Consider the following 23,574-nt stretch of genomic DNA (forward strand, 5'->3'; position numbering starts at 1 on the left):
CTTCTGCCAAAGTAGTGCTAGTCGACCGAGAAAATGGCGTAATCGGAGCGTTTCAACGTAGCACCTTTTGAGGTGTCGGCCGTCGGGGACGGCTGCGGCGTTAGTCGACCATCTGAGGACATTTGGAGTAGCGCTGCGTTCGGCCGGTAGCGGACATGGCTCTGAGTGAAATCTTGTCTGTTGACCGTCCTTCACCTATGCGTCGCGAATGGTGCAGGATATCGTCAAAGAGGTGCTGTCCTTGTTCGTCGGCGATGTAGCTCGATATTTTTCGCGTCTCATCTGCGGTGGTGTCAAGCAGCCAGCTAAGGCAGCGAAGCCGTCACCTGCGCAAATCAAGCGAGATAAGAGGCGAGCAGCACGCCAGGCCCGTGCCCGCAGTCGAGCAGGTCGATAACGACCAGTTTTGGCTGTTTTGCGCCCTCGCGTCCGTTACCGATTGCGGACATCCATCGCGATGCTAGAAGGTGTTATGTCCGCGTGTTCAACTTGGCTCGATGAAGTCGTAATCCTCAATGACAGCGACGGCACAAGCATAGAAGAAAACATGCCGGGTGACGTTTCGATATATCGAAGCGAAGGCGATGCGCTTCGTCAATTAGAACCGTGGGCTGTCGAACAATCGCAGGTATTTGCCTTTAATGCCGCCGGGAAGCGGCTTATTTTGGGCTTTGGGGCGGCTGGACAGGTGATTATTGTACGGCGAGAAGATTGCCCCGATGGCCCTGAGATTGTTTTGAGGTGGCTCACCTCTTTGGCTCAAAATACGGTCGATGCGAGGGTCCGAGTTGCTCAAAACGGTAGGGCGGTTCTGAGTGGGTATGAAGAAGATGGAGCGTTGCCAACGACCATTGAAGGTCTAATTGCTTATATTGGTTTCCCATGGACCAGCCCCCGGAATTGGATCGAGCCGGGATGCTTACTGCTGCTAGCCTTGAACGCAGCGCTTTGTATTGTCCTTCTATTAAAGGCGCTTTGAAGGTTGGATCATACCAACGTCTGCTTACCCATCTTTGTGGTCCAAAGCCGACATTCCGCCATCCACCCGACACCGGCATTCTGGGCCTACGAATCGCTCCGCGCCGCCAATAACCCGCTGGCCAGGTTCGAGATTAGCAAGCTGCCCAGCGGCAGCCGACCAGTTTTCAACGCTTAGGGGATCAAATCACTGCCCGGTTAGCGGACACTGAGAGGATCGTCAGGCCACTTACCAGCTTGAATGATTTCAGCCAGCCCGCCGACCGTCACCGGGTGAAGGCCCTTGCCGAACCATCGCGACCACGCCAATCCCCCGCCGACGAACAACGCAAGGGCTAAGGCCAAAGCTATTAGCTTCGGCCATTGCAGCCATGCCACCAGCACGCCAGCTAAGCCACCGCATAGAATGATCGCCGGTATGCCGATCAAGATAGCGCGAGGGCTTGCCCCTTCGGTATTGAAATAATTCCGCCACTGCCCGTCTAAAGCCGTCAAATCTGTGCCGAAGGCGGCTTGGAGATCGTGGAGCAGTTCGGCCGCATCATCGCCATCAATACCCAAATCGTAAACGATCCGTGCGCTATGCTCAATATCCGAAGCAGGTACGCCATGTTTTTCGATCAGCAATCTGGCCAGTGTGTCGCTAGGGGTTTCGATCATGAGATTTCTTAGCAAGGATAAGCGAGGTAACAAGCGACCAAAGTCAGACACTAACTCAGAGCCTCGCATTGTTGGAAAGCCGCCGCTAGACACGTCTGCTGGTGCTATTGAGGGGATGCGGAGCGTGTCAGGCATGGACGAGGCATCTTACGATCGAGAAGATCGTAGAGGATATCTGGCGCGAGCCGGAATTACGGCTCTCAACTTAATCGTTCCAGGTCTTGGACTTCTTCGTGTCGGCGAATGGCGTGCGGGTGCTTTGCTTTTGATCGCGCCCTTCATCCTGATTCTGCTGGTTGGCCTTGGGATGGGGTGCCTCCCTATCACGAGCTTTGGTCATGCGGTGCTTGCTCTCGCCGCGGTTACTGCCTCAGTGGCTGCACTCTATGTCATATCAACCATCTTAACGTGGCGCAGAAGTGGCCTCCGCTCGCCTCTGCAAAGGTGGTTTCGCTGGTATTGGTTGGTTGCAGTAGCGATTGCGGTCCTGGTTCCGCTCAACCTTATGGCACCGCTGATGCACCGGCTATACAAGCCTTTTTATGCTCCATCAGAAAGCATGGCGCCAACGATTGGTAAGGGAGACAAGTTCATTGCCGACATGCGGTGGCAAGGACCATACAGGCGTGGTCAGATTATCATTTTCAAAGGGCCTAGTAACATCCGGGTAAGTCGGATCATCGCGATTCCGGGAGACAGGGTTGCCGTGCGGGACGGCGTCCCAATCGTGAACGGCAAATCGGCTGTTCAGTTGCCTGGCGGAAGAATGAACATTCTCGGCTACGATGGGCAGCGATCGGTCATGATGCTGACTGAGCGCCTTCCGGGCGAGGCTTCAACACATCAGGTTCTCGATATGGGAGCCTTCAATTTAGATGAGATGGCTGAGATCAAGATACCGGCGAACCGCCTGTTTGTCCTAGGGGATAACCGCGATCGTTCCGCCGACAGCCGCGTTTCGCCAGAAGCATCTGGCGTCGGTATGGTGTCGATGAATTCGGTAATCGGCCGGCCGATGTATATTCATTGGAGCGATGATCGCCAGAAAATCGGTATGCGGTTAGACGATCAGCAATAGGTAGCATTCCGTAGTTTTCAGCCGAAAGCTGACCGCCCCCTTTCCGCCCGCCATTGTCGTTCCCAGCCCCCGAACCACGCTGCGCCGCCGATAACCTGCTGGTCCGATTGAGATTGGAAAGCCGCCGAGCGGCGAGCGATCAGAAAGCGCCGTTCGCAAGTCGATTGTTGGTGCCACTAGCGGACACTCGCTCGCTTGGTAATATCGGCGGATGCGTGATGGTGGATACCGGGGTGGTGGAACGCGGGGTGGTAAGTGGGGCTGCGGCATTCGTTGCTCATCACGCTCCCCATCTTCACCATCCTCTTAATGGTCGAAGCGCTGGGTGACTGCGCGCCTGATATTCCGTGCGGCAAAGGTTTCTGGTCCCACGTTGTGCTGCCGTCTGCATCGGTCGCGCTCATAGTAGGGCTTGCGGTTCGATGGCTGGTAAATCGGATAGTTGGTAAGGGCGAGTAACGACGATTTCTTACTGATCCTGATTGCAGGCATCATGAAAGGAAGTAGGATTTTGAAATGATCAATGTCGCCGGATACGCGTTTCCAGAAAATCGTGCGTCAATCGTATGCACCCATGTGTGGGGTGGTCTGCCTGTGCTTCTTTTTGCGCACGACAGCGAGGGAGACATCCAGTTCTTCTGCGGCGAGAAAAACCATTCCGCGTCTGAGGCCTTGGTGCTGTGCTTGGCAGAGATAAAGAGGCATTTGCGATCAATGGAAGGTATGCCCACCGTCGATCCCGGATGCTGCGCTGAACGCGCCACCGTTGGAGGCGCTTGGACTGTGCGGAACATGGAGGATTGAAAGTCCGCTATCCGCCGTTGTGTCCGTAGAAGTCGACCGTCTAAAATCCACCCGCCGCAGTTGTGACCGAACATCACAGACAATTACCACTTGCGCAGGCGGCGAGCAGTACGACAGCAGAGCCGACCGGGTAAAGCACAAGCGGGGCGGTGACCAGAACCCACCAAGCGCGATGCTGCCTAATAGCTGAGATAGTCAGGACTCCCCAAGTCAGGACGGCAATCCAGAAGAGCCATGCATAACCGCCGAGGGCCATTTCTAGCCATCCATAGCGAAACTGCGCTTGCCAGACGGGCAGTGCGATCGCAATAATGAACGGCAGCGAAAGCCACCAGCCGCGGCGCAAATTCAAGAGGGGGTGCATTGGGTCAAGTTACACAGCTGAAGTCCGTTTTCCAACCTTCCTGCGGGCACTAGATAGGTGGGAACGCCTTTGCTGAATGCGCTCAGCGCGCAGACGACCATTTCTTGCCGTTGCACCTTGGTGAAGATATCCCGCATTGCGGACACCCGGCGACGGTGACACCCTATAACTATGAAGCTGATCACGATCGATGGTTCAATTTGGACTTCCGCTGAAGATTTCTACTCCGCATTATTGCCTGCGCTCGATGCGCCGGATTGGCATGGGCATAATCTGGACGCCCTCTATGACAGCTTATCCGGGGGCATAAACGGGGTAGAGCCGCCATTCCACGTGGTCATTCAAAACAGTCGCCACCTGCCCAATGACATGGCGAGCTTCCTAGGGAAGGTTGTCACTATGTTCGAGGACGCGCGCCGCGAATTTGACGCCGACATTTCGCTGAAGATCATCTCATGAATGGGATGAAGGTCGGCAGGATGCGACCAATTGACGACGAGAGCCTTCCCGTTGAGCGGACCCATTGGCGGACGAACCAAAGACATGATACGTGCCTGATATGGACACGTCACCTGGCAGCGTTGACCCAATTGCATCCCGTAAAAGCGAACTTGAACGCCGACCTTTCAATTGGTTGCTGATCTGCGTCGTTTGGCTCTGCATCGCTGGCATCTCTCTACATTCCCTAATCTTAGGAGTCGCCGTGCTGCCTGCTGCGGGCCTAGCCTATCTGATTGAAAATAGGACACGTAGGCCTCTCCGTTCCTTTCTTCGGCTAGCGGAGTTGGTAACCCTGCTATTTTTTCTGTTAGTGGTTGGTGTCGCCAGTTGGGGCGGTAACATCATGCTTAGTCTTATCACGTGGATTGGTATGACTATTCTGGGGCTGATTTGGGTCATCCATTTTGAACGGACCGAACCCACGCGCTGAGCGAATGTCTGTTTTGTAACTTATTTGGCCTCAAAGCCGCCATTCCGCTCTCCACCCAGCATCGTCGTTCCCGGTCCATGGGCGCATCGGACCGCCAAGAAGCCGATGGGCTGCTTTAGACAGCTGCCCGGCCGGTTTCGACGGACCGGACTGGCTGGTTGTGGGCCGAGACCATCTGAATTTCGTCCTGCTACGTCCGGGCTGGGTGGGTATCAGACGGTCTGGTTTTAGTCGATCATCTATGGTTTGCTGACATTGGAACATTATACGCCGGTGATGAGCATGGCCATTGCTGCAATGAATAAGCTATTGCCGAGTTTGGTGATGGAGGGCGTTTTGAATAGGCGACAGATCATAGCAGGCCTAGTTGCTGCGCCGTTGATTGGCTGCACTCGCAGCCTACCCACTTACCGCTTTCGTCTCTCGGTCCACGTTGATACCCCGCAAGGCGAGCGAACGGGCGCGAGCGTTATCGAGGTCCATACTGTGGACCAAGGTAAAGGATTTCCCGGTCCGGAAGCCGGAGGCATACGCATTCGGTTTCGTGGCGAGGCTGCATCTCTAAAAATGCCAAACGGCGTGTACGTTTTCGCTCTGTTGCGCGGCAAAGAAACCCATTCCGCTCAAACTATTGCTGCCGCTCCATTTGCCGCCACTAGAGCGCGAGTAATAGCCGGGGAGAGCTATGACGACCGCTTAGGAAGGGGGGTGGCAGGGGCGCATGAGCTACCGCTCTCTTCCTATCCCCAGTTCGTTTATTTCAAAAACATATCTGATCCTGCTTCTGTGCAGGAGGTTCTACCCGACGACTTTGCCAATGTCTTCGGAGACGGGATATCGTTAAGGGGCGTCATGACCGAGATTGTCGATGACCCTGTGAAGTTCGAAATCCCAAAAGTCCTACCGTGGATCGAGAACTATAAGAACGTGTCGCTGGATGGGGAGCAATATACAAGGCCTGCCACCTTAGCTGGTTCGCTGAACTATCTCGATTTCTATCGTCCCGTTCCATATTCAGCGTGAGTTAATCACAATGACACACGCCCATCGATTTTGAGTGCATCCGCGGGGTTACTCGGTATGAAATCGAGTAGCGTGCTACGCCAGTAAGCCGATAGGGCGTCCTGATTGTCACAGCAGGCGTGGGTCGCAACGGCAGGTATCAAGGTGACGGGTCGCTATTGGGAACGGCTAGAAATGGTCGTCTGCCGATGGACGGCTTACCAAGCTCAAAGCGGACCAGCAGGATATAGGCGGCGCAGGCGGCTTTGCAGGCGGGAATCGACGATGGCGGGTGGATTTTAGACGGTTGGCTTCTACGGACACAACGGTGGATAGCGGACTTTCAATCTTCCATGTTCCGCACAGTCCACGCGCCTCCAATGGTGGCGCGTTCTGCGCAGCATCCGGGATCGACGGTGGGCATACCTTCCATTGATTGCAGATGCCCCTTTATCTCTGCTAAGCCTAGCACCAAGGCCTCGGACGCGGAATGGTTTTCCTCGCCGCAGAAGAACTGGATGTCTCCGTCGCTGTCGTGCGCGAACAGAAGCACGGGCAGACCGCCCCATACATGGGTGCATACGATTGACGCACGACTTTCTGGGAAGGCGTATCCGGCGACATTGATCATTCCGTATTCCTACTTCCTACTACGATGGCTGCTATCGGGTGGAGGATCGGCGCTAGTCGACGCTGCGGTGAAAGTGATATTATACTAAACGGCAAAAGCGGACGCTGAGAGCGCTAGACCGACATAATTGCGTCGATCATGACGCTACGCCATTCACGTTTGATGAACAGCCGCAACTCAGCAGTGCGCACGTTTTCTCCCTTGGCCACCATGACGCGGACGCGAAAGTGATCCTGCCCAGACAGTGTGTTGAGTGGTGGCAATTCAAGCCTACAAGGATACCCTTCGGCAAGTCTGTTTGGGGAACAGGACAATCCTGACGCAATGACTGTCCCGGAGCGAGCGGACACAAGCGTTGCGGCGTACGGTCGCCCCTGTGGCACACCGGCGCAACTTTCCACGAAAACACGTATATCCAGGGGGTAAGCTACCCGAGAAGCCCCTGCCTCTTCGCGCCAGCCGCCGTTGCTGGTCGTGTAAATGGCGCAAACCGTTTCGTTCGCTGAAACGACGCTCTCTATTTTTTCCGATCGATAGGGCCAGAGCAGGAAAGCTACCAGCAGAATGCCGATTGAGGCGCTGGCTACCATGCATCCTCGATTTGAAGACATTGTTACCCCTGCGCTTCTTGTGCCCGCGCTGACTGCAGCAGGATAATGTAGAGCATAGCGTCGGCGTCAACGTCAGCAACCAGGTGCAGCGGATGCACTTCTCAATGGCAGTTTGTGGCGCCAGCCGCTGGTCAGCTTGCCAACCTGTAAGCGGATGAGCGGTGCGCAGCGTCGATCTCGCCGTCTCCGTCATTTCACTCGCCGCCACGGAGGTTCAGTCGGAGGACTTAGCTCCCGGGGCTGGAAGCTAAGCACGGCGCATTGTCGGCAGTCCAATCGATCTCAGTTGTCGTTGGGACTCGCTTGCTTGCCTGCGTATCGGCGTTTTTGCCATTCGGATTGTAGGTTATCCATGCCATGCTGTTGTCAAACAGGGCAATGCGGCCGTTGTCACGCTGAGCTTTGACGGCATCGACTTCCTTCTGTTCTATCCTGGAGCCGCGGACCATGCGCAACGAACCATCATATATGTCAAAGGCGCGGTAATAAGCCCGACCGAACATCCGGTTGTTGATATCGTCCTTATGGGACCATTGCTCCGCCCTTGTGGTCGATGGCAGCCGGACCGTCGTGACGTAGCAGCTAAAATCCGGCTTGTTGTAGAATGGCAATGCCTGATCCTGCTCTGTCGCGCGTATCCGCTTTTCGGGCGGATTAAAGCCGCCGCCCGGCAGGGAGAGCGACCTTACTCCATCGCCATCATCATCCCATGCGATCGCCCCCGTGCCGACGACGGTCAGTATGCTGGCCTGCGACTTCACATCATAGCGCCACTGGACATCCTCGATGGTCTGCCAAGTGTCTCCGATCGCATTTTGGCGAAAGGCGCTCAGCAACTGCGCCGGGGTTATCGCCGAAAACTGCATTTCCTGCTGCAAGCCATCAATCCCGCGCTTGATTGTCGTATTGGTAATCCGGGCAGGCTTGTCGAAGCCAGCGCGGGCATCGATTTCGAACAGCGTAATCTCATTGGGTCGCGAATCAGGGGTCCAGGCAAGTTGCTCAAGGCCCTTTCCTTGTTCGGCCAGAGGAAGAACCCACTGATAGGGGATGACCGGCGCTACGGCAGGCTGGACAACAGCAGGCAGCGTGCCATCAAGCCAATAACTCTTCCCATCAACGCGCGCCCGCACCAGCACATGGTCGAACATCCGCGGACTGGGCAGCCGCTCATTGAGGCCATCATCAGTGCCACTGTTGTTAACCAGCACCGCCTCGGCTTCGACGCCCAACTCACGCAACAACGCCAACAGGAGAACGGTCTTAGCCTTGCAATCGCCGTAGCGGCGTTGCCAAGTCTCATCGGCCGCTGCTGGGGTCAGATTGCCGCCGTTCAGCCCGACATAGATGTAGCGGACATTCTGTTGCACCAATTTAAGTGCAGCGGCAGCACGGTCCAGCGGCTTCGCATATGTTGCAGCAATACGTGCTGCCTCCTGCTTGAGCGAGGAGTTGGTGTCCAGCGTAGAGGCATTGGCAAATAGCGGCGCGAAATGGCGCGATATGCCCTGCCAGTCACTGAAACTGCTATATTCGACTACCCGCTGCCACTGGTAACGAGGGGGCGCATCCTTGGGCGGCGTGATGACGCGGGGGTTATCAAACCGAAAGTCGACTGCATTCGCGCCATGCTCTGCCACCATTGACATGTCGGTGGTCATCTTGACAGCGGGCTTATTCCTTTCCTCCCAACTTAGCCGAAGATGGTATCGGCCGGGCGCAGGCTCAGGGAGGAGGAAAAGCAGGCCGGCATCGTCCTTGCCCAAGGTTGGGTCGCTGGCGCGGAGCGTTGCCTCAAACTCGATTTCGTCCCCAACCCTCAGGTCAGGCACTCGCAAAACCGCCGTCAGATTGCCGTCCAACCTTGCCGCTTCAAGCTGGTCTTCTCGACGAAGTATCTCAAATGACGCCGTCTTCAATACATCGATTGCCTGGCCTTCACGATGGATCTTGATGGCATGGACGACAGGCGAACCAGCGGCCGGGTTCCAGGTCAGCGATAAATTTCCCAACTGCAAAGCGTTGGGATGGAGGATCTTTATGCGGTATCCATTATAGAGCAGCTGCCCCCTGCCATCGAGATGGACCTCCGTGTCCTGACGGCGGATGAAGACCGCTCCTGCGGCATCGGCAGGTACCGGCATGGGCTGCGACTGGACGGCCCACCTTGGAGCAGGTCCCTTCTGGATCGGGCTTCCAGCAGCATGAACGGTGGCTCCGGCAAGCAGGCTCGCCAGGCAAGCAGAAATCAAGAAACGCACAACACCCCCTTAGTTTCGCGCCATAATGTCTGCAGATCCTGCATAAGCAAGTGTTTGATGACGCTCACAACCATCGTTTCTTCAAGCGAGTTTTGCTCGGCAGCGCGTGCATCAAGGCTCCTGCAGGCTAATCTGTGCGTCGGCTACGGCGCGGAATAGCGGGCAGTCTGCACCAAGAGGAATTCAACTCCAGCCTGAGTGTCTACAAATGGCGCGTTGCGGCTACTGCTATGTGCGGCGAAAAATAGCACGGCCGAACATTGCGAAGGCGGCAATAAAGGCCCATCGAAAAGCGAAGGCCAGCACCTCAGCGGGCCAGACCGGTTGACCCGTATAGCGCGCAAGCGACAGGGCCAGAGACGCTAAAGTGACGAGCGCCAACAGGGGCCAGATGGGGCGAGAATGCATGCGGCGCAGTGGCACGGCTGTCGACAAAATTCCAGATCGCATCGCGCCATCTCTTTGAGCAGCGCCTCCGTCTCCAATGCACATGATCATCACATGAACATCTCTGCTCCCTCCGGCTGAGGCAGTCGCATTCCGCCCCTGCAATGGGTTTTGCTGATGGCCTTTGTCGGGAGACGCGAAGCGAGCCCCGGAGCCCGAGATTTTCCGGCTCCCGCTTGGCGGCATGTGGACCGGGCGGACCTTTACGCCGGGGTGACCGTTGAGAGGGCGCCATATGAAGCAGACCGCCATGAGCATGGAAAGCAGCATCACTAGTCTCAACAGTCTCATAAAGACGACGCTCGACAGTATGAAGGGGTTCAAGGACGCTGCGCAGGATGCCGAGAGTACCCAATTCTCCTCGATGTTTGCCGACTTCGCACGTGAACGCAGCGAAGTGGCGACCGCATTGCAGGCTGAGGTAAGGCGGTTGGGCGGCAATGCTGAAGACGACAGCAGTTTCCTCGCGGGCGCGCACCGCACTTTCATGGATCTGAAGCAGGCGTTCACCGGCAAGGATGACAAGGCTATCATCCAGGAGGTTGAACGGGGTGAGGATTACATCAAGGGCAAGTTTGAAGCTGCCCTGCGCGACGCTGATCTTGACCCCAGCTCGCGAGCAGTGGTCGAGCGCGCCTACCAGTCCATCAAGGCCGGGCATGATCGTGCCAGCGCCCTCAAGCACAGCCTGGCATGAACAGGACGGGCCGCCCGAGCGGGCGGCCCACCTCATTGGACAGCAAGTCGCGCATGTTTCTGTTGCTCATAGTGCAACACATCACCCAAAAGACCATGTCGTCCACCTGTCCGCACGAGAGACCCTTATTCGCTGGAGATCAACGACAGCGTGATCTACGCGGTGGAGAAGCATAGTTCATCGGAAATGCACGACCGGCTGGTACACAGCCTCGCCACTTTCGAAAGCGAGCTGGCGAAGGGTCCGCGCATCTTCACGCTGGGCCTGCATCCCCATTTGATCGCTGTCCCGCATCGCTTCATCTGGTTCGAACGGATGCTCGACCTGCTGATGGCGCGTGGCGACGTCAGCTCCATGACGGGCAGCCAGATCGCGGACTGGTTCGAAAGTGTGTGCGACCCGGCGGAAAAGGACAGGACAGCGGCTTATGAGGTAAAGATGCGCTGATTTGCCTATCGTTGCGCAAACTCTCCACGCCAGCGCTACCCGGCTTGCAGAGCTGGTCGCGAAAGCGCGACGGCGCACGGCGCTGATGCGCGAGCAGCTGGAGCACCTGCGCTCGAGCGCGCGGGCACCGCAGGTGTGGATCCTGCTCGCTGGTTTTGCGCCGCTAGGACTCGATCAGATGACCTCGGCGTTCTGGGTCAGCCGGCGCGGCACCTATGCGATCGGCGACGCGCTAGTCACAGCGGGCCTCGCGCGGCGCGCGAGCATCAAGGGCAAGGTTCTGCTGGTCGCCGAAGCGCCGCGAAGGGAGCGATTGTCGGCACCCCTGGACCAAGCACCCGCGCTCTCCCATCCAGCGCTCGCCGAGTTCGACGCGGCGATGGGCGAGATGGACCGGCTGCTCGCCGGCAGTTCTGGCCATCCCTGACGCGGCCTCGCGCGCATTAGGCGTGTATGAAAACTGATCTCCTCTTGACGTTATGTACAGATATCATACATAGACGGAGAAAGAAGGAGATGGCCAATGGCCACAGCTGCCCATTCCGGCGTCCCCGCCAAAGCGCCTAGCCGCAAGGATCTGAGCGGTCCGGCGCTGCGCACCTTTTTCCGCATTACCGACGCCTGGGGCCTTAAGGAAGCCGAGCAGATGAAGCTTCTCGGGCTCGACAGCCGCTCGACCTTCCAGACCTGGAAGCGCGGCGCCGTCGCGGCGATTCCCAAGGATGCGCTGGAGCGCATCTCCTATGTCATGGGGATATACAAGGGGCTTAAGATGCTCCTGCCCCGTACCGCCAACGAATGGGTACGCAAACCCAATGAGGCGCCGCTGTTCGCCGGACGCCCGGCGATCGAGCGGATGACCTCGGGCAATGTCGCCGATCTCTACGTGGTGCGCCAATATATCGACGCGCAGCGCGGCTGATGGATGCCATTGCGACGACGCAAGTGCGGTGGCAACCGTGCTATCGGATCGTCGCAAGCCGGTTCCCGCCCATATCGCTGTTTGAAGACGTCGCGAATCCGGCCGATTTAGAAGCGGTATATGCGATCGAGGCGATGACCAACGACCGGCTTCGCGACGAGGTCGGGGACCTCGCGCTCGTCCCACCGGAGGACCGCGTATCAGGACCCGGGACGTCGGCGATCATGGCAGCGTTTACCCACCTAAACCCAGATGGCAGCCGATTCTGTGACGGCAGTTTCGGGTTGTTCTATGCTGCCAACACCATTGAGACTGCGGTTGCCGAGACGAGCCATCACCGAACCCGTTTCATGGTGTACACCCAAGAACCGGCGCAGGAACTCGACATGCGCGTCTACGCGGTCGACCTGGACGCCATGCTCCACGATATTCGCGGCCTGCGCGATGAACGCCCTGCCCTCTACGCCCCGGACAGCTATGCCGCCGGTCAGGCGCTTGGCCGACACCTGCGTGAGCAAGGTTCGGATGGCATCGTATACCAAAGCGTGCGCGACGCCGACGGCGAGTGCGCCGCGGTATTCCGCCCTCGCCTACTCGCCAACTGCCGACAGGAGCGGCACCTGTGCTACGTTTGGGATGGCCGGGCGATTGTCACCGTCTACGAGAAGAAGACATTCGCCTAAAGGACCTCTTTCGGCCTCGAGAGACGCCTGTCAGGAATAGACCCCGACAGCCATACGATCGAGATCTTCCATGACGATATCGATATCGCCATTCGCAACCAATTCCGCAGCCGTTTTCCGAACTCCAGAAAGGGGTTGATGCTTGAACCAGATAACCGCCTTGCCTTCTTCGCCTGCAAGTTCTGCCGCTCGCGTTATAACTCGGGCTATTTCCTCCAGTTTAGTCTGCACGGTCGGGGCCGAGGGGCTTCAACATCGCTCTCCGGCTGCAGGAAAGCCTGACAGCTGCGCCAGACCGTTTATCGAGACAGCAGGCGTTATGGCGCGCGTGGCGCCTCCCCTTGGGGGCGAAGTTGGCGCCACAGCCTATATTGCTCCGCCTTGTGGGGAGCGGGATCAACCTCGTCTCGCAACCAGAAACGGAACCAGTCCAGATTGCGATTGTAGATTGCGAGCCGGTGAGCGGGTTGCCATTTATTGTGCAGCTCATCGGGAAAGACATACATGTCTACCGGCTTCCCCTGTTCGCGCAGGGCAGCGAACACATCAATGGCGGTCAGATATTCGCGATCGGCAAGTTGCATCAACAGTGGCGTGTCGATGGTGGATGCGTTGCGGATGAGCGAGCCCGGCCGCCAGAAGTCCCAATCGTCAGCCGTGGCCGGCGGGAAGCCCTGCCTGCGCATCATGCGCGCGAACGCCGGACCGATCGTTGCGTTCACGGTCCAGGGCTCAAGGCAGCATGTACTGACCGACGCCGCAGCAAAGAGCCGGCTGTTGATGAGCGCGAAGCCGACCGTGCTTGACCCATCGCTAAGGCCGGTAATGCCGACGCGCCTGGCATCCACAAGGCCGCTGGCGATGAGTTTCTCGACGCCGGTCACGACCGCACTATGCATATTCCACCGCTCGGCCCAGTCCTTGTCGTTGGCGGCGCGCAACTTCACCGGGTCCGTCTCCTCCGCTTGCGCGGCCGCCATCTGCATCGGACGGTCAATGCTCAGCACAGCAAATCCGTGCGCGGCGAACAGATGGATGGGATATTCATTGCCTGTCCCCCCGCGCAGAAAGCCATTGCTGCGATAGGTCGTGACAATGAGCGGAAGGCGCTCGCCGTGCTTGTAGCCGGGCGGGAGCACGAGATCGCCCGCTACTTCCAGGCCTCGTGCATTGCGCCAGGCGAGGCGCTCCACCGGTCCCAGGCGAATCGCGGCAAATTCGGGATTGGGATCATAAAGCAGAGCGCTGCGTCCCGTCTGCCCGTCAATGCGAACGATGCGCGGGGGCGTCGTGGCATTCTCGCGAAGGCATAGCAGCGCCCGCTCGGCCCGCACGCAGCCGCTGAGGAGATCAGTGGTCGCCAACAGCTTGCGCGGCGCACCCCGCCCCGGCTGCCAGCGATACAGAGCCGAGGCTCGCAAGTTCCAGCCCTCGCGGCGGAGAAAGAGCAGAGGACCGCCCCCCGGCATCCACCAGAGACCCGTAAATTTGCCGCGGCACGGATTGGCCGTGCAGGCTACGCTTTTGCCAGGGCCGCCCCGTACCTCCAAGATCTGAGCACTGGACGGATTGGCCGCGATCCGCCGCGCGACTGCTTGGCGATCCCCCTCCCCCTTCGCGACCAGTGTCGGTGCGGCATAATAGAGGGGATCGGGCGGCAACAGTCCGAGATCTACGGGGTCGGCCGCGCGGATCTTTCCTCCGACCGGATCGACCATGAACGCCGAGAGCGGGATGGATGCGCGCGGCATGGGGGCGCTGCCCATCATCGGCACATAGCGGTCATCATAGCGATAGCCAGTCAGGCCCTCGCGGGCGAGGTCTGCCCGTTCGGCAATCTGGCCGCTGCGGCTGGTAAAGAGAAGCGCCGAACCATCCGGCTTCCATGCGAACTGCTCGATATCGACCGCGGATCGGGTGAGCGGGCCGACCGCTCCGTTTTCGACGGTCAGCAACCAGAGCTGGGTGACGCCCCGGTCGCGGCGAAGAAAGGCGATCCAGCGACCATCGGGAGACCACGCCGGGGCCGTCAGCGCCGGGTAGCCGGTCGGCAGGATCACGCCGCGATAATCGCCCGCCCCCATGATAATCTCTCCACCCTGATTGACGAGCCGCGGCGCGGAGCCTGTGCTGATCGGCATCAGGGCAAGTCCGATGCAATAGCTGTTGGTGACCGGGTCCGGCCGGCTGAGGAGGAAGGCCAGGCGCTTCCCGTCGGGAGACACCGCAAGCGGACTGCGATAGCCCGTGAGCGCAGCATTGAGGCCGCCATCGGCTGGACCGATATCCCGCAGCCGCGCAAGATCAGAGGCCGTGATCCCCCTCTTGTTCGCAGGCGCTGCCGGCTGCGCCAGCAGGTCCGCGCAGGTCGCGCTCGCCCCCAAGGGGGCGAGCAGCCAGGCCAGAACAGCGCACAACCGCGCCACTTTGCGGACGCAGTTCCTTACCATCGCTTGACGAGATCCACGGCGATGAACCGGCCGACCGGCGAATAGTTGGACGAGTCATAAGGGGCATCATAGAAAAGGCGGGTCGAGATGATCTGGGGATAGCGGTTGAGCAGATTCTGCACCGAAAGGCCCAGTTCCAGTCCGCTGAGCGAGCCCCGCCCCTCGCCGATACGATAGCGGCTGCTGATATCCAGCGTCGTCATGCCCTCGACCTCAATGGATGGCGTGGTGCGCACATCCTTCACGCCGCCAATATGGCTGAGGGTCGCGGCAGTATTGAACCCGCCCTTGCCCCAGCTCAAGGTTGCGCGTCCGCGCCAGTGCGGCGGATTGAAGAGCCGGCCCGCGAGCCTCTCCACCGGCCCGTCGCTGGCAATCTGTTGTCTGCTGTTGAGATAGGTGAGGCTGGCCGTGAGGCCCAGCTTCCCGCCCGCGAGACGGTCCTGGTAGCGTAGCTGGGCGTCGATGCCCTTGATGATCTGGCGTCCGGCATTGATGTTGGCGCGATTGAGAATGGCGGCCACGCGCGCCGGGTCATAAGGCGCGCCCGCGCCGTTGAGGAACTGGTCCGCACCCGCGATCGCCGCGGTAAGCTGCTCGGGACTGGGGGAGAAGGTGATGAAACCGCGGTAAATAGGATCGACCAGGGCGCGAGCGACACTGGGGATCGGGTTCACGATCCGGTCGATATAGCGGGTATGAAAATAGCTGATGTCGAGGCCAAGGCCCGGCAGAGCCGGTGGGTGCAGCGCCAGCGTCGCCGACCAGCTGCGCGCCTTTTCCGGTTTGAGGTCAGGGTTGCCGCCTCCCACGAGCAACGCCGTGGTGCCCGGCGGGTAGCCCGTGCCTCCGAAGGTGGTCACCGGATACAGGACAGCCTGCTCGATCGCATAAAGCTGGAGAAAGCTCGGCGCCTTGAAGGACCGGCCCCAGCTGGCTTTCAGATCGACAAAGTCGGCAGGCGCATAGATCAGCCCCAATTTGGGCGTGACCACATCCCCAATCCGACGATAGCGCTCGTATCGCAGCGCGGCGCTCAGATCGAGCCGGCGCAGCAGCGCGATGCCGGAGCTGGGGCCGACGAGCGGAAAGCTGGCTTCGCCAAAAGCATAGACGCTGTCCTGCGACGGCTTCGCATTGTTGACGTCGCCCGCGCCGCGATAGATTTCGAAGTCATTGGCGCGGACCCCCACACCGACCGCCAGCTTGGCATCGCCGCCGGGTAGCGCGAACAGCGGCCCATCGCCCGAAAGCTCACCGCTCACGGTCTGGTTATTGTAGCGACCAAAGGCTCTGCTGGTGAATGTGTCATTGCTGAAACTGTCTCCCTGAAAATAGGTCCGACCTTTGCCGAAGGTGGCGGCCAGGGTCAGGTCCCAGGGCCCCAGTGCGAGGCGGGCGGCGCCTGCAAGAGCAAGCGTACGGCCCTTGTAGCTTTGGGTGATGCGCGCCACGGACAGATTGGCGGCCGCGCTGGTTGGATAGGAAAAATGCCCGGACCTTGCATTGTAAAGCCCATCCAGTTCGAGGCTGAGCGTCTCACTGAGCTGCTGGTGAACGCTGCCCGCAAAGGCGTGGCGCTCGCTTGCGGGCAGCAGGGTGACATTGGGCCTGACGCGGCCGAAGGGCCGCTGGTTGGTCGTGAGCGCGCTGTTGCGGGCATATTCATAGGTGAGAAAGCCCCCGCCGCCGGTCCAGCGGCGGCCAGCGAGCAGACTATATTGCTGTTGGAAGTTGCCGCCGTCGGGCGAACCGCCGATCCGGGCGCGCGTCTCCACACCCTCATGGTCGCGCCGCAAGATCACATTGACGACCCCGCCTACGGCGTCCGATCCATAGATAGCCGAGGCGCCGTCAGCCACCACCTCGATACGCTCCACGGCCGACAAGGGTATGGCGGAGATGTCGACCCCCTGCCGCGCGGAATCATAGGGCATGCGGCGGCCATTCAGCACGGTAAGCGTGGCGTCACTGCCAAGCCCGCGCAGATTGACGGTCGAACCGCCCCCGACATTGCCGCCCGTGCTGGAGGGCACGTTGAAGCCGACCCCCGGATTCTGACCGCCACCAAAGCTCTGCGGCAGGCTTCGCGCCACATCTCCCAGGTCCGCAAGGCCCGTGTCGCGGATCATCTGATGATCGAGAATGGTGACGGTCGAGGATAGGGGCGCCCCGCGAATGCGGCTGCCGGTCACGACGATGCCCGTCCCCTCTCCCTCGGCCGACCCCTCCTCCTGCCCTGTCTCGGTGGGGAGATGCGGGCCCCGCATTATGGCAAAGCCTGCCCCCGCTGTCTCGACCCTCAGCCCGGTTCCCGCAACCAGTCGGTCAAGAGCCTCTTCCAGCGTGAAGGCGCCGCGCAAGGCAGGCGCCGCATGATTGGCGACAAGCGCCGCGTCGGCGATGATGGTCCTGCCCGAGAGCAGGGCGAGATCGCGCAGCGAAGCAGACAAAGCCTGCGCGGGAAGATCGACAATGATCTTGGCAGCCTGCTGCTGCGCCAGCACCGGCGAGGCACCGGCCGACAGGGTCGCGACCATGAAGCCGGTTGAACAGACAAGTTTGACAGCGTTGCGTGACATTGAACACTCCCCCAGCCCGATCCAGCGGGACAGGGGGGAAGACGCGGCTCCGCGCAATCACCCTACATTTTTTTTCACCCGCTCTTCAGCGGCCCGGAGCAGGCGGCGCACTCAGGACAATGCGGTCCTCCGCGCGCCTGACCCGCAGGCCGAAGCTGCTCGCGACCGCATCGGCAAAGCCTGAGGGATCCCGCAGGCGAAAGGCGCCGGTCACACGGCGCTGCGCAAGCGCGGCATCGACAAGGCGAAGCTGGACATGATTGTAGCGGTTGATCGCCGCAATGGTCTCGCCAAGCGGCGCATGGTCGACGCTCAGCATGCCCGACACCCAGTCGGGCCGGGCTGAGATCGTCTTGCGCGATAGCACATCGCCCAGGCGCATGCTCTGCCCGGCCTGCAGCTGGCGGGGCGCGGACGCGGCGTTTCCGGCTTGAAGCTGAACCAAGCCTTCAAACGCCGTTACGAGGGGGGCCTTTTCGATCAGGCTGATCTCGAAGACGGTGCCGCGCGCGATCACCTCTCCAGCTGGCACCTGCACCCGGAAGGGCCGGCGGGGATCTGCCATGGTGGTGAAACGCGCCCGACCGGCCTCGAGCGCCACGCTGCGATCGGACGACGTGAACCCCACCCGCAGCCGGCTGGCGGTATCCAGTATCGCCTGCGAACCATCGGGGAGCGAAATGGTGCGGATCTCGCCCCGCGCCGTTTCATAGACGGCAGCCTCCGCAGCAGAGCTCCATGCCATCGGACCGCCGGGCCGTAAGAGGCTGACGGTGACAAGGCCAAGCGCGATGGCAAAGCCTAGTCCGACGGCGCCTGCCCGCACCTTCTGCCGCATCCAGAAAGGCGCGCGCGGCAGGGAGCGGTTCCGACCGACGGCGCGGTCGCGCAGCAGCATGCCCAGCTGCCAGTCCTTCCGGATCTGTTCAAAGGCGGCAGCATGGCGGGGATCGGCCGTCATCCAGCTCCGAAAGGCGCGCTCGGTGGCCGGGCTCGCGCCGGCCTGCAGCCGGTTCAGCCATTCCCCGGCCGCGTCATGGATCGCGTCGGGAATCTCGCCCTGCCGCCTCTCAGTCATGGGCCCGCAAGTGCCGCCCCAATATCTTGATCGCTCTGCTCATCTGCTTCTCCACCCCTTTCACGCTGAGGCCGGTGCGCTCGGCAATTTCGGCATAGCTATAGCCATCGATGCGGCAAGCGAGGAAGATCTCGCGGGTGAGTGGCTTTAACCGCAGGACCGCCTGCTCAATGCGCGCGAGCCGGTCCCGCGCTTCGAGCGCCGCCACCGGGTCGCTGCCCGCAAGCGCGATGTCGTCAATGTCGACATGGTGGTGCGCGCTGGTGCGCGTCGCCATTCTTGCTTCGTCGCGCAGGATATTGTGCGCAGCCTTTCGCAAATAGGCGGCGGGCGCGTGCATGAGCGATTCTTCGGTTGCGGGTCTGGCCGCGAGCCGGTTGAATATCTGCTGGACGATATCCTCCGCCTTGTCGCGACCTGTCCGTCGGGTGAGGAAGCCCAGCAAGGAGGACCGCTCCTGGCGATAGAGCGTGTCGAGCCTATCGCGCTGCTCCCCCTCGCAGCGCGCGCCTCTGGCGCTTATTCCGGCCTGTGAACCCACCGCCCGCACTCCCTCGCAACGAACGAGGCAGTGCCCGCATGAGCCGGGCGTTGAGTCGCGCTTGAGACGCGTGCCAATGCCTTTAGCCAGAAAACTGGCCTGGACATAGCATCGGCCACCCGGCCGCAATGCGGCGAGTTAATCTTTCTCAAGCGAGGAGCTCAAACCTCGGCGTCTTCAGATAAAGACGCGAACCCAAGCTAACATATTGAACGATCAATGCAACAGGCTGGAGGAAGCCTGGCTGCGAGAGGATCATCACCAACCTATTCTTCGCCGTTTCGGCGCTATAGCCGCAGCGTCATGCCCGTTTGACTGCGATAATAGTGAGAGGCGGCGCAGCAGCATTGCCAGCCTATCTTCGCTATGCTTTGGACCGCGGCGGCGAAGGCGCCGAGGCCTGCTGCTGGCCACATCGCTTGCCGGTTGCGAGGGGCGGTAGCAGCGACATTGGCCCGGCCAGTCCCGCTATGGCAACGCCGCCCGCAGACTGCGGCATTCTCCGTCACGCGGCGACCGCCGCCTCGGCTCGGTTCGGCGCGCAGGAGCGGCGGCAAGCGCCCGGTGTCACGTGTCACGTGCCACGTGCGTTAACGCTCTTTGCGATGAACTTCTCGGGCTCGAAAGCTTTTGGCACAGTCCAAGCGTTGAGGATTGTCAAGCGACCATGGATCTCCCTAACCGAGCACGTCTGAAGATCATGCTCAAGCGCAACCAGGATCTCGCCGCGCGCGCGGAGGATCCGAACATCCGCGCCGTTCATGAGGCCTGGGTCAGCTTCTACATGCGGTTGGCGGACATGGCAGCGCGGCCCTCCCTCTCTTCTCTGTGACCGCGCAAAGCATGGTGCAGACGGAGGCAGCTGCGGGCCGGGTATAACGTCGCGCGCGCAGTCGCTCCGTCTCGCTCGTGCTGGAAATCGCGCTGATTAACGAGGGCATGAATTACCTCTATCATGGGTCATGGCGCTAGGCCGACACGCTCTCCGACATAGGGAAGACGCTCTTCTGGCCTTCGCTATGCGTGACCGTGGGGAGATATCGCCGGTGGCGCTGACCCAGAGGCAGCGCCAGAGGCGGCAGGCGATTGTCAGCGGCAGCGGTTCAATTGGCGCCCTGCAGCCGGTCAGCCACGCGCATGCTTTAGCCGCCTGAGGCAAACTCCTCCCCCCTGCTGATCCCGCCTGGCCGGGCGACCAATGCTGAAGCTGCCGCCGATCGCGCAGCGGGTGCTGGCGCAAAGGGCGTGCCGCCTCTTTCCCGGGGCGCCTATCCCGATCGACCGCGGAAGCGGCGAAATGCCCTGTCGCTGTCGAGAAAGGCGCTCAGCATCGCCGGAACAAGCGCGGCGACCGGCTCCTCGCGGCCATAGGCCGCGGCATAGAGTGCGGCATAGTCGTTCAGCCTCTGATGCAGATCGGGTGGGACAAGGATCTGCAGCCTGACTGGCGTCCGGTCGGCCAACCTCGGAAGTTTAAGCTCGGGCATCAATCGTCTCCTATCCGCGCCAGGGCGCAAGTATGAGATCATGGTGCAGGATCAGCCGGACGGGGGCGCCGGGCCGTATCGTGATCGTCGGCTGGATATCGAGAGTGCGCGCGGTGATCTGCTCGCCGGCGCGGGTGACATTCTGCTGGCTTGCCTCCCGGATCGCCTCGACCAGGTCGCTCTCTCCGGACAGGCTCAGATTGGCGCCGACGCCGAGCAGCGTGGAGATGGCGGCGCCCTTGAGCAGCTTCCAGCCATGAAAATCCACCCTGTCGGCAAGCCCCGCATAGCCTGCCGGATCGGCTCCTGGTTCATTGTCGAGCCGAATCGCGCTGCCGTCGGGGAAGATGATCCGCTGCCAGACGATGAGGGCGCGGCTCTGCCCGAAGGCCACCTTGCTATCATAGCTGCCGATGAGGCGCGCACCCTGGGGAATGAGGAGGATAGTGCCGGTCGCGCTGTCAAACACCTGCTCGCTCACCTGGGCGATCACCAGCCCGGGCAGGTCGGACCGCAGCCCCGTGATGAGGCTTGCGGCGATGATGCTGCCCGCCGAGAGCAGGTTCGCGGAGGGCGCCGGCACGAGGCGGTGCGGATTGACGTCGCCGCCCTTGTCCAGCGCGGCTACAAGGTCGGCCTTGCTGCCCTCCTGGTCAAGAGCGCCGCCCGGACAGCGCGCGAGACACGCTTCAGGACCGGGCGGGACGCGAGGAGCCTCGGTCACAGTTGCGGCAGGCGCTTCCCCTCCGCCGACGGGTTCAGCGCGGCCGCCCGATTGTACCAGCAATCCCGACTCCAGCGCGGCCCTGTGCTGGGCCGCCTGCCGCTCCCGCTCCGCGGCAGCCGCCTGCTGCGCTGTGGCTACCGCCGCGTCCCCGGGGGCCAGGTCGGCGCGCTCCCGCGCCAGTATGGGCCGCCCCAGATCGCCGGGCAGCGGCGGGCCAAGCTGCGGAACCTCGCCATAGCTTCGCGGGAGCCCGCTCAGCGCATCGGACGGGCTCTTCGCCGCCAGCGCCTGGTCCTCGCCTTTCACGGCACGCTGCAGCGCTGTCGGCTGCAAGGCGAACCAGGCCGTGCCGACCAGGCCGGCCGACAGCAGCGCAGCGAGACTGACGATGGCGCCTCGCTTGAACCGGATGGCCCGCCCTGGCTGGGCCCGGAGCGCGAGGCTCTCGGGATCGACCTTCGGCGGAGGCGGCGGGCTCCCCACCCCTCCAGAAGCTTCCCCTGACGCGCTCACGCACCCCTCCGCCCGCGCGCGACGCGGTTGATCCGAACAATCTGCTGGCGCTTGGTGCCAAAACGCAGTTCAGCGGCATCGAAAAGCCGGTCGACCACATAGAAGCGCCCCTTGAGGCGATAATTGACGAGCTGCGCCTCTCCTCCCGCGCCCAGCAGGAAAAGCGGCGGAGCGTCTCCGACCGCGAGCGTCGCGGGAAATTCTATGAAGGTCTGGCGGCCATCGTCAAAGGCGCGCAGCGGCCGCCAGGTTGGCCGATCGCCGGAAACAACATAGTTGAAGTGGAGCTGATCAAGCGAAACGCCGGCGACGGGCGCTGCAGCGTCCGCATCCGCCGCCGCGCGCTTCATCGCGAGCAGCGCGTCCTGCGGATAGGTCCAGGAGAGCGCGACCACGGCGGTGCGCGCCACGCTGGTCATCGCGATATGGTAGCTGCGGCGATCGGTCGTGATCACCAGATTGGTCGAAAGACCGGCGCTGAAAGGCTTCACCAGCACATGGGTGCGCTTTTGCGCGCTTGCCCCGGCAGCGCCGCCCGAGCTTGTATCGCCGATCACCCAGCGCACCGTGTCGCCACTCGCGACCGACAGCAGCGTCTCTCCAGGCTGGAGCGCGATGTCTGTGACCCGCTCAGGCGCTGCAATCAGCTGATAGAGCGCGCCTTCGCTGAAGGGATAGACCTGCGCGCCGTTGATGAACTTGCCCGCGCGCAGGCCCATGGTCGCTGCGCGGTTGGCCTGTGCCAGCAGCACAAGATCCTCGGCTGCCTTGCCGGGCCGGGACGATGCCGCTGCGCCCGACGCGGCGAGCAGAAGACCGGCGCTCAATAGGCACGCCTTGACATGATAGTCTTTCATGGCTGGCTCTCCGAAGATGCGAGGGATGAGTTGGCGGGCTCCGGATTCGACGGGAGCTCGGTCGGAGGGGTGGCGAGCGGCGGCGCTACAGCGGGAAGCGGCGCTGCGGCAGCGCGGGGAAGCGCTCCCGTCGCAGGGGGATCCAGCTCGCGGCTCCAGTCGATCGCATCGACATAGATGCCAAGCGGGTTCTTGCGCAGGACATCGGCCGAGACCGGGGTCCGGATGACGATCGTCAGAATTCCGGTCCAGTGCGCGGTCCCGGCTGCATTACCCCGTTCATAGGCCGCCTCGGTCCATTTGACCTGGAAGGAGCGGTCGGAGGCGCGCACAACGCTCGTCACCTGCACGGCGATGGTGCGCTCGCCGATGCGTGCAAAGGGATCGGCGCTGCGCGCGTAGTCACTGAGGAACCGGGCGCCGCGCTCGGTCGCAAAATCATAGGCCGAGAGCCAGTCTCGCCGCATCAGTACCGGATCGAGCGATATCGAGCGCACAGACTGGATGAACTTCGCCAAATGCCAGGCGATCTGCGGGTCCGTCGGCTGATAGGCGCGTTCAGCCTCGCTGACCGCCCGCGCCTCGCCCAGCCTGTCGACCTCGACCACATAAGGGGTGACACGGCTCTGTTGCGATTGCCAGAGGAGACCAGCGGCCATGACGCCGCCCAAGCCAAGCGTGCCGAAGGCCATCAGCCGCCAGTTCCTGGCCTGGACGCGGGCCGAGCCGATCCGATCGTCCCAGAGCTGGCCGGCGCGCTGATAGGGGGTTTCGGGCTGCGGGGTGCGCCCATAGCGCTGGACGGCGCGCTTGAAGATCATCG

General features: G+C 61.2%; 24 protein-coding genes. 11 read left to right on the top strand and 13 right to left on the bottom strand.

The window, feature by feature from the left end:
- Nucleotides 1–457 precede the first annotated feature (457 nt).
- Nucleotides 458–979: a hypothetical protein gene (locus ACZ5Y5_RS09000; protein ID WP_464808310.1), complete on the top strand. Its 522-nt coding sequence runs from the start codon at nt 458–460 to the stop codon at nt 977–979.
- Nucleotides 980–1,176: 197 nt separating this feature from the next.
- Here the strand turns inward: ACZ5Y5_RS09000 and ACZ5Y5_RS09005 are convergent, their stop codons facing one another.
- On the bottom strand, nt 1,177–1,638 hold the full coding sequence (locus ACZ5Y5_RS09005; protein WP_464808311.1) for an acyl carrier protein: 462 nt from the start codon (nt 1,636–1,638) through the stop codon (nt 1,177–1,179).
- Between the two features lie 133 nt (nt 1,639–1,771).
- Between ACZ5Y5_RS09005 and lepB the strand changes: the two genes are divergently transcribed.
- From lepB to ACZ5Y5_RS09025, 4 genes are all read left to right on the top strand, one after another.
- Nucleotides 1,772–2,716 carry a signal peptidase I gene (gene lepB, locus ACZ5Y5_RS09010; RefSeq protein WP_464808312.1) on the top strand — a complete coding sequence of 315 codons (945 nt, stop codon included), beginning with the start codon at nt 1,772–1,774 and terminating at the stop codon, nt 2,714–2,716.
- A gap of 516 nt (nt 2,717–3,232) precedes the next feature.
- A complete protein-coding gene (locus tag ACZ5Y5_RS09015) occupies nt 3,233–3,520 on the top strand; it encodes a hypothetical protein (RefSeq protein ID WP_464808313.1) in 288 nt (95 codons plus the stop codon).
- Between the two features lie 535 nt (nt 3,521–4,055).
- On the top strand, nt 4,056–4,343 hold the full coding sequence (locus tag ACZ5Y5_RS09020; protein ID WP_464808314.1) for a barstar family protein: 288 nt from the start codon (nt 4,056–4,058) through the stop codon (nt 4,341–4,343).
- Between the two features lie 748 nt (nt 4,344–5,091).
- The gene (locus tag ACZ5Y5_RS09025) at nt 5,092–5,838 is read left to right on the top strand and encodes a hypothetical protein (protein WP_464808315.1); all 747 of its coding nucleotides are present in this window, start codon (nt 5,092–5,094) and stop codon (nt 5,836–5,838) included.
- Between the two features lie 322 nt (nt 5,839–6,160).
- On the opposite strand, the gene ACZ5Y5_RS09030 is transcribed toward ACZ5Y5_RS09025, so the two are convergent.
- The 3 genes from ACZ5Y5_RS09030 to ACZ5Y5_RS09040 all read right to left on the bottom strand — a co-directional run bounded on the left by ACZ5Y5_RS09030 (nt 6,161) and on the right by ACZ5Y5_RS09040 (nt 9,320).
- Complete coding sequence (locus ACZ5Y5_RS09030; protein ID WP_464808316.1) at nt 6,161–6,448, bottom strand: hypothetical protein; 288 nt, start codon at nt 6,446–6,448, stop codon at nt 6,161–6,163.
- Nucleotides 6,449–6,561: 113 nt separating this feature from the next.
- Nucleotides 6,562–7,038, bottom strand: a complete 477-nt coding sequence (locus ACZ5Y5_RS09035; RefSeq protein WP_464808317.1) for a hypothetical protein — start codon at nt 7,036–7,038, stop codon at nt 6,562–6,564.
- Between the two features lie 248 nt (nt 7,039–7,286).
- Nucleotides 7,287–9,320 (bottom strand): DUF3857 domain-containing protein, encoded by a 2,034-nt coding sequence (locus ACZ5Y5_RS09040; protein ID WP_464808318.1) that lies wholly within the window; start codon nt 9,318–9,320, stop codon nt 7,287–7,289.
- A gap of 682 nt (nt 9,321–10,002) precedes the next feature.
- Between ACZ5Y5_RS09040 and ACZ5Y5_RS09045 the strand changes: the two genes are divergently transcribed.
- The 5 genes from ACZ5Y5_RS09045 to ACZ5Y5_RS09065 all read left to right on the top strand — a co-directional run bounded on the left by ACZ5Y5_RS09045 (nt 10,003) and on the right by ACZ5Y5_RS09065 (nt 12,516).
- A complete protein-coding gene (locus ACZ5Y5_RS09045; RefSeq protein ID WP_464808319.1) occupies nt 10,003–10,464 on the top strand; it encodes a ferritin-like domain-containing protein in 462 nt (153 codons plus the stop codon).
- A 150-nt stretch (nt 10,465–10,614) separates the two neighbouring features.
- Nucleotides 10,615–10,911 carry a hypothetical protein gene (locus ACZ5Y5_RS09050; protein WP_464808320.1) on the top strand — a complete coding sequence of 99 codons (297 nt, stop codon included), beginning with the start codon at nt 10,615–10,617 and terminating at the stop codon, nt 10,909–10,911.
- A gap of 85 nt (nt 10,912–10,996) precedes the next feature.
- Nucleotides 10,997–11,338 (top strand): hypothetical protein, encoded by a 342-nt coding sequence (locus ACZ5Y5_RS09055; RefSeq protein WP_464808321.1) that lies wholly within the window; start codon nt 10,997–10,999, stop codon nt 11,336–11,338.
- Nucleotides 11,339–11,434: 96 nt separating this feature from the next.
- The gene (locus ACZ5Y5_RS09060; protein ID WP_464808322.1) at nt 11,435–11,833 is read left to right on the top strand and encodes an MbcA/ParS/Xre antitoxin family protein; all 399 of its coding nucleotides are present in this window, start codon (nt 11,435–11,437) and stop codon (nt 11,831–11,833) included.
- Nucleotides 11,833–12,516 carry an RES family NAD+ phosphorylase gene (locus ACZ5Y5_RS09065; protein ID WP_464808323.1) on the top strand — a complete coding sequence of 228 codons (684 nt, stop codon included), beginning with the start codon at nt 11,833–11,835 and terminating at the stop codon, nt 12,514–12,516. The genes ACZ5Y5_RS09060 and ACZ5Y5_RS09065 overlap by 1 nt, the downstream gene beginning before the upstream one ends.
- Nucleotides 12,517–12,546: 30 nt before the next feature.
- Here the strand turns inward: ACZ5Y5_RS09065 and ACZ5Y5_RS09070 are convergent, their stop codons facing one another.
- The 5 genes from ACZ5Y5_RS09070 to ACZ5Y5_RS09090 all read right to left on the bottom strand — a co-directional run bounded on the left by ACZ5Y5_RS09070 (nt 12,547) and on the right by ACZ5Y5_RS09090 (nt 19,167).
- Nucleotides 12,547–12,747: a hypothetical protein gene (locus ACZ5Y5_RS09070; protein WP_464808324.1), complete on the bottom strand. Its 201-nt coding sequence runs from the start codon at nt 12,745–12,747 to the stop codon at nt 12,547–12,549.
- Between the two features lie 86 nt (nt 12,748–12,833).
- Nucleotides 12,834–14,942 carry an Atxe2 family lasso peptide isopeptidase gene (locus tag ACZ5Y5_RS09075; RefSeq protein WP_464808325.1) on the bottom strand — a complete coding sequence of 703 codons (2,109 nt, stop codon included), beginning with the start codon at nt 14,940–14,942 and terminating at the stop codon, nt 12,834–12,836.
- A gap of 17 nt (nt 14,943–14,959) precedes the next feature.
- Entirely contained in the window at nt 14,960–17,548 is a 2,589-nt protein-coding gene (locus tag ACZ5Y5_RS09080) for a TonB-dependent receptor domain-containing protein (protein ID WP_464808326.1), read from the bottom strand.
- Nucleotides 17,549–17,633: 85 nt separating this feature from the next.
- Entirely contained in the window at nt 17,634–18,626 is a 993-nt protein-coding gene (locus tag ACZ5Y5_RS09085; RefSeq protein ID WP_464808327.1) for a FecR family protein, read from the bottom strand.
- Nucleotides 18,619–19,167 (bottom strand): RNA polymerase sigma factor, encoded by a 549-nt coding sequence (locus tag ACZ5Y5_RS09090; RefSeq protein ID WP_464808328.1) that lies wholly within the window; start codon nt 19,165–19,167, stop codon nt 18,619–18,621. The genes ACZ5Y5_RS09085 and ACZ5Y5_RS09090 overlap by 8 nt, the downstream gene beginning before the upstream one ends.
- Before the next feature lie 667 nt (nt 19,168–19,834).
- On the opposite strand from ACZ5Y5_RS09090, the gene ACZ5Y5_RS09095 reads away from it, so the two are divergent.
- A complete protein-coding gene (locus tag ACZ5Y5_RS09095) occupies nt 19,835–19,999 on the top strand; it encodes a hypothetical protein (RefSeq protein WP_464808329.1) in 165 nt (54 codons plus the stop codon).
- Nucleotides 20,000–20,435: 436 nt separating this feature from the next.
- Here the strand turns inward: ACZ5Y5_RS09095 and ACZ5Y5_RS09100 are convergent, their stop codons facing one another.
- From ACZ5Y5_RS09100 to trbF, 4 genes are read right to left on the bottom strand one after another with little or no spacing between them, the layout of a single operon-like run.
- Complete coding sequence (locus tag ACZ5Y5_RS09100; protein WP_464808330.1) at nt 20,436–20,654, bottom strand: DUF2274 domain-containing protein; 219 nt, start codon at nt 20,652–20,654, stop codon at nt 20,436–20,438.
- A gap of 10 nt (nt 20,655–20,664) precedes the next feature.
- Nucleotides 20,665–21,894 carry a TraB/TrbI/VirB10 family type IV secretion system protein gene (locus ACZ5Y5_RS09105; protein WP_464808331.1) on the bottom strand — a complete coding sequence of 410 codons (1,230 nt, stop codon included), beginning with the start codon at nt 21,892–21,894 and terminating at the stop codon, nt 20,665–20,667.
- Nucleotides 21,891–22,751 carry a P-type conjugative transfer protein TrbG gene (gene trbG, locus ACZ5Y5_RS09110; RefSeq protein ID WP_464808332.1) on the bottom strand — a complete coding sequence of 287 codons (861 nt, stop codon included), beginning with the start codon at nt 22,749–22,751 and terminating at the stop codon, nt 21,891–21,893. The genes ACZ5Y5_RS09105 and trbG overlap by 4 nt, the downstream gene beginning before the upstream one ends.
- Nucleotides 22,748–23,572 (bottom strand): conjugal transfer protein TrbF, encoded by an 825-nt coding sequence (gene trbF, locus ACZ5Y5_RS09115; RefSeq protein WP_464808333.1) that lies wholly within the window; start codon nt 23,570–23,572, stop codon nt 22,748–22,750. Before trbF ends, trbG begins: the two co-directional genes overlap by 4 nt.
- Nucleotides 23,573–23,574: the final 2 nt, after the last annotated feature.

Source organism: Sphingobium sp. TomTYG65 (assembly GCF_055395525.1).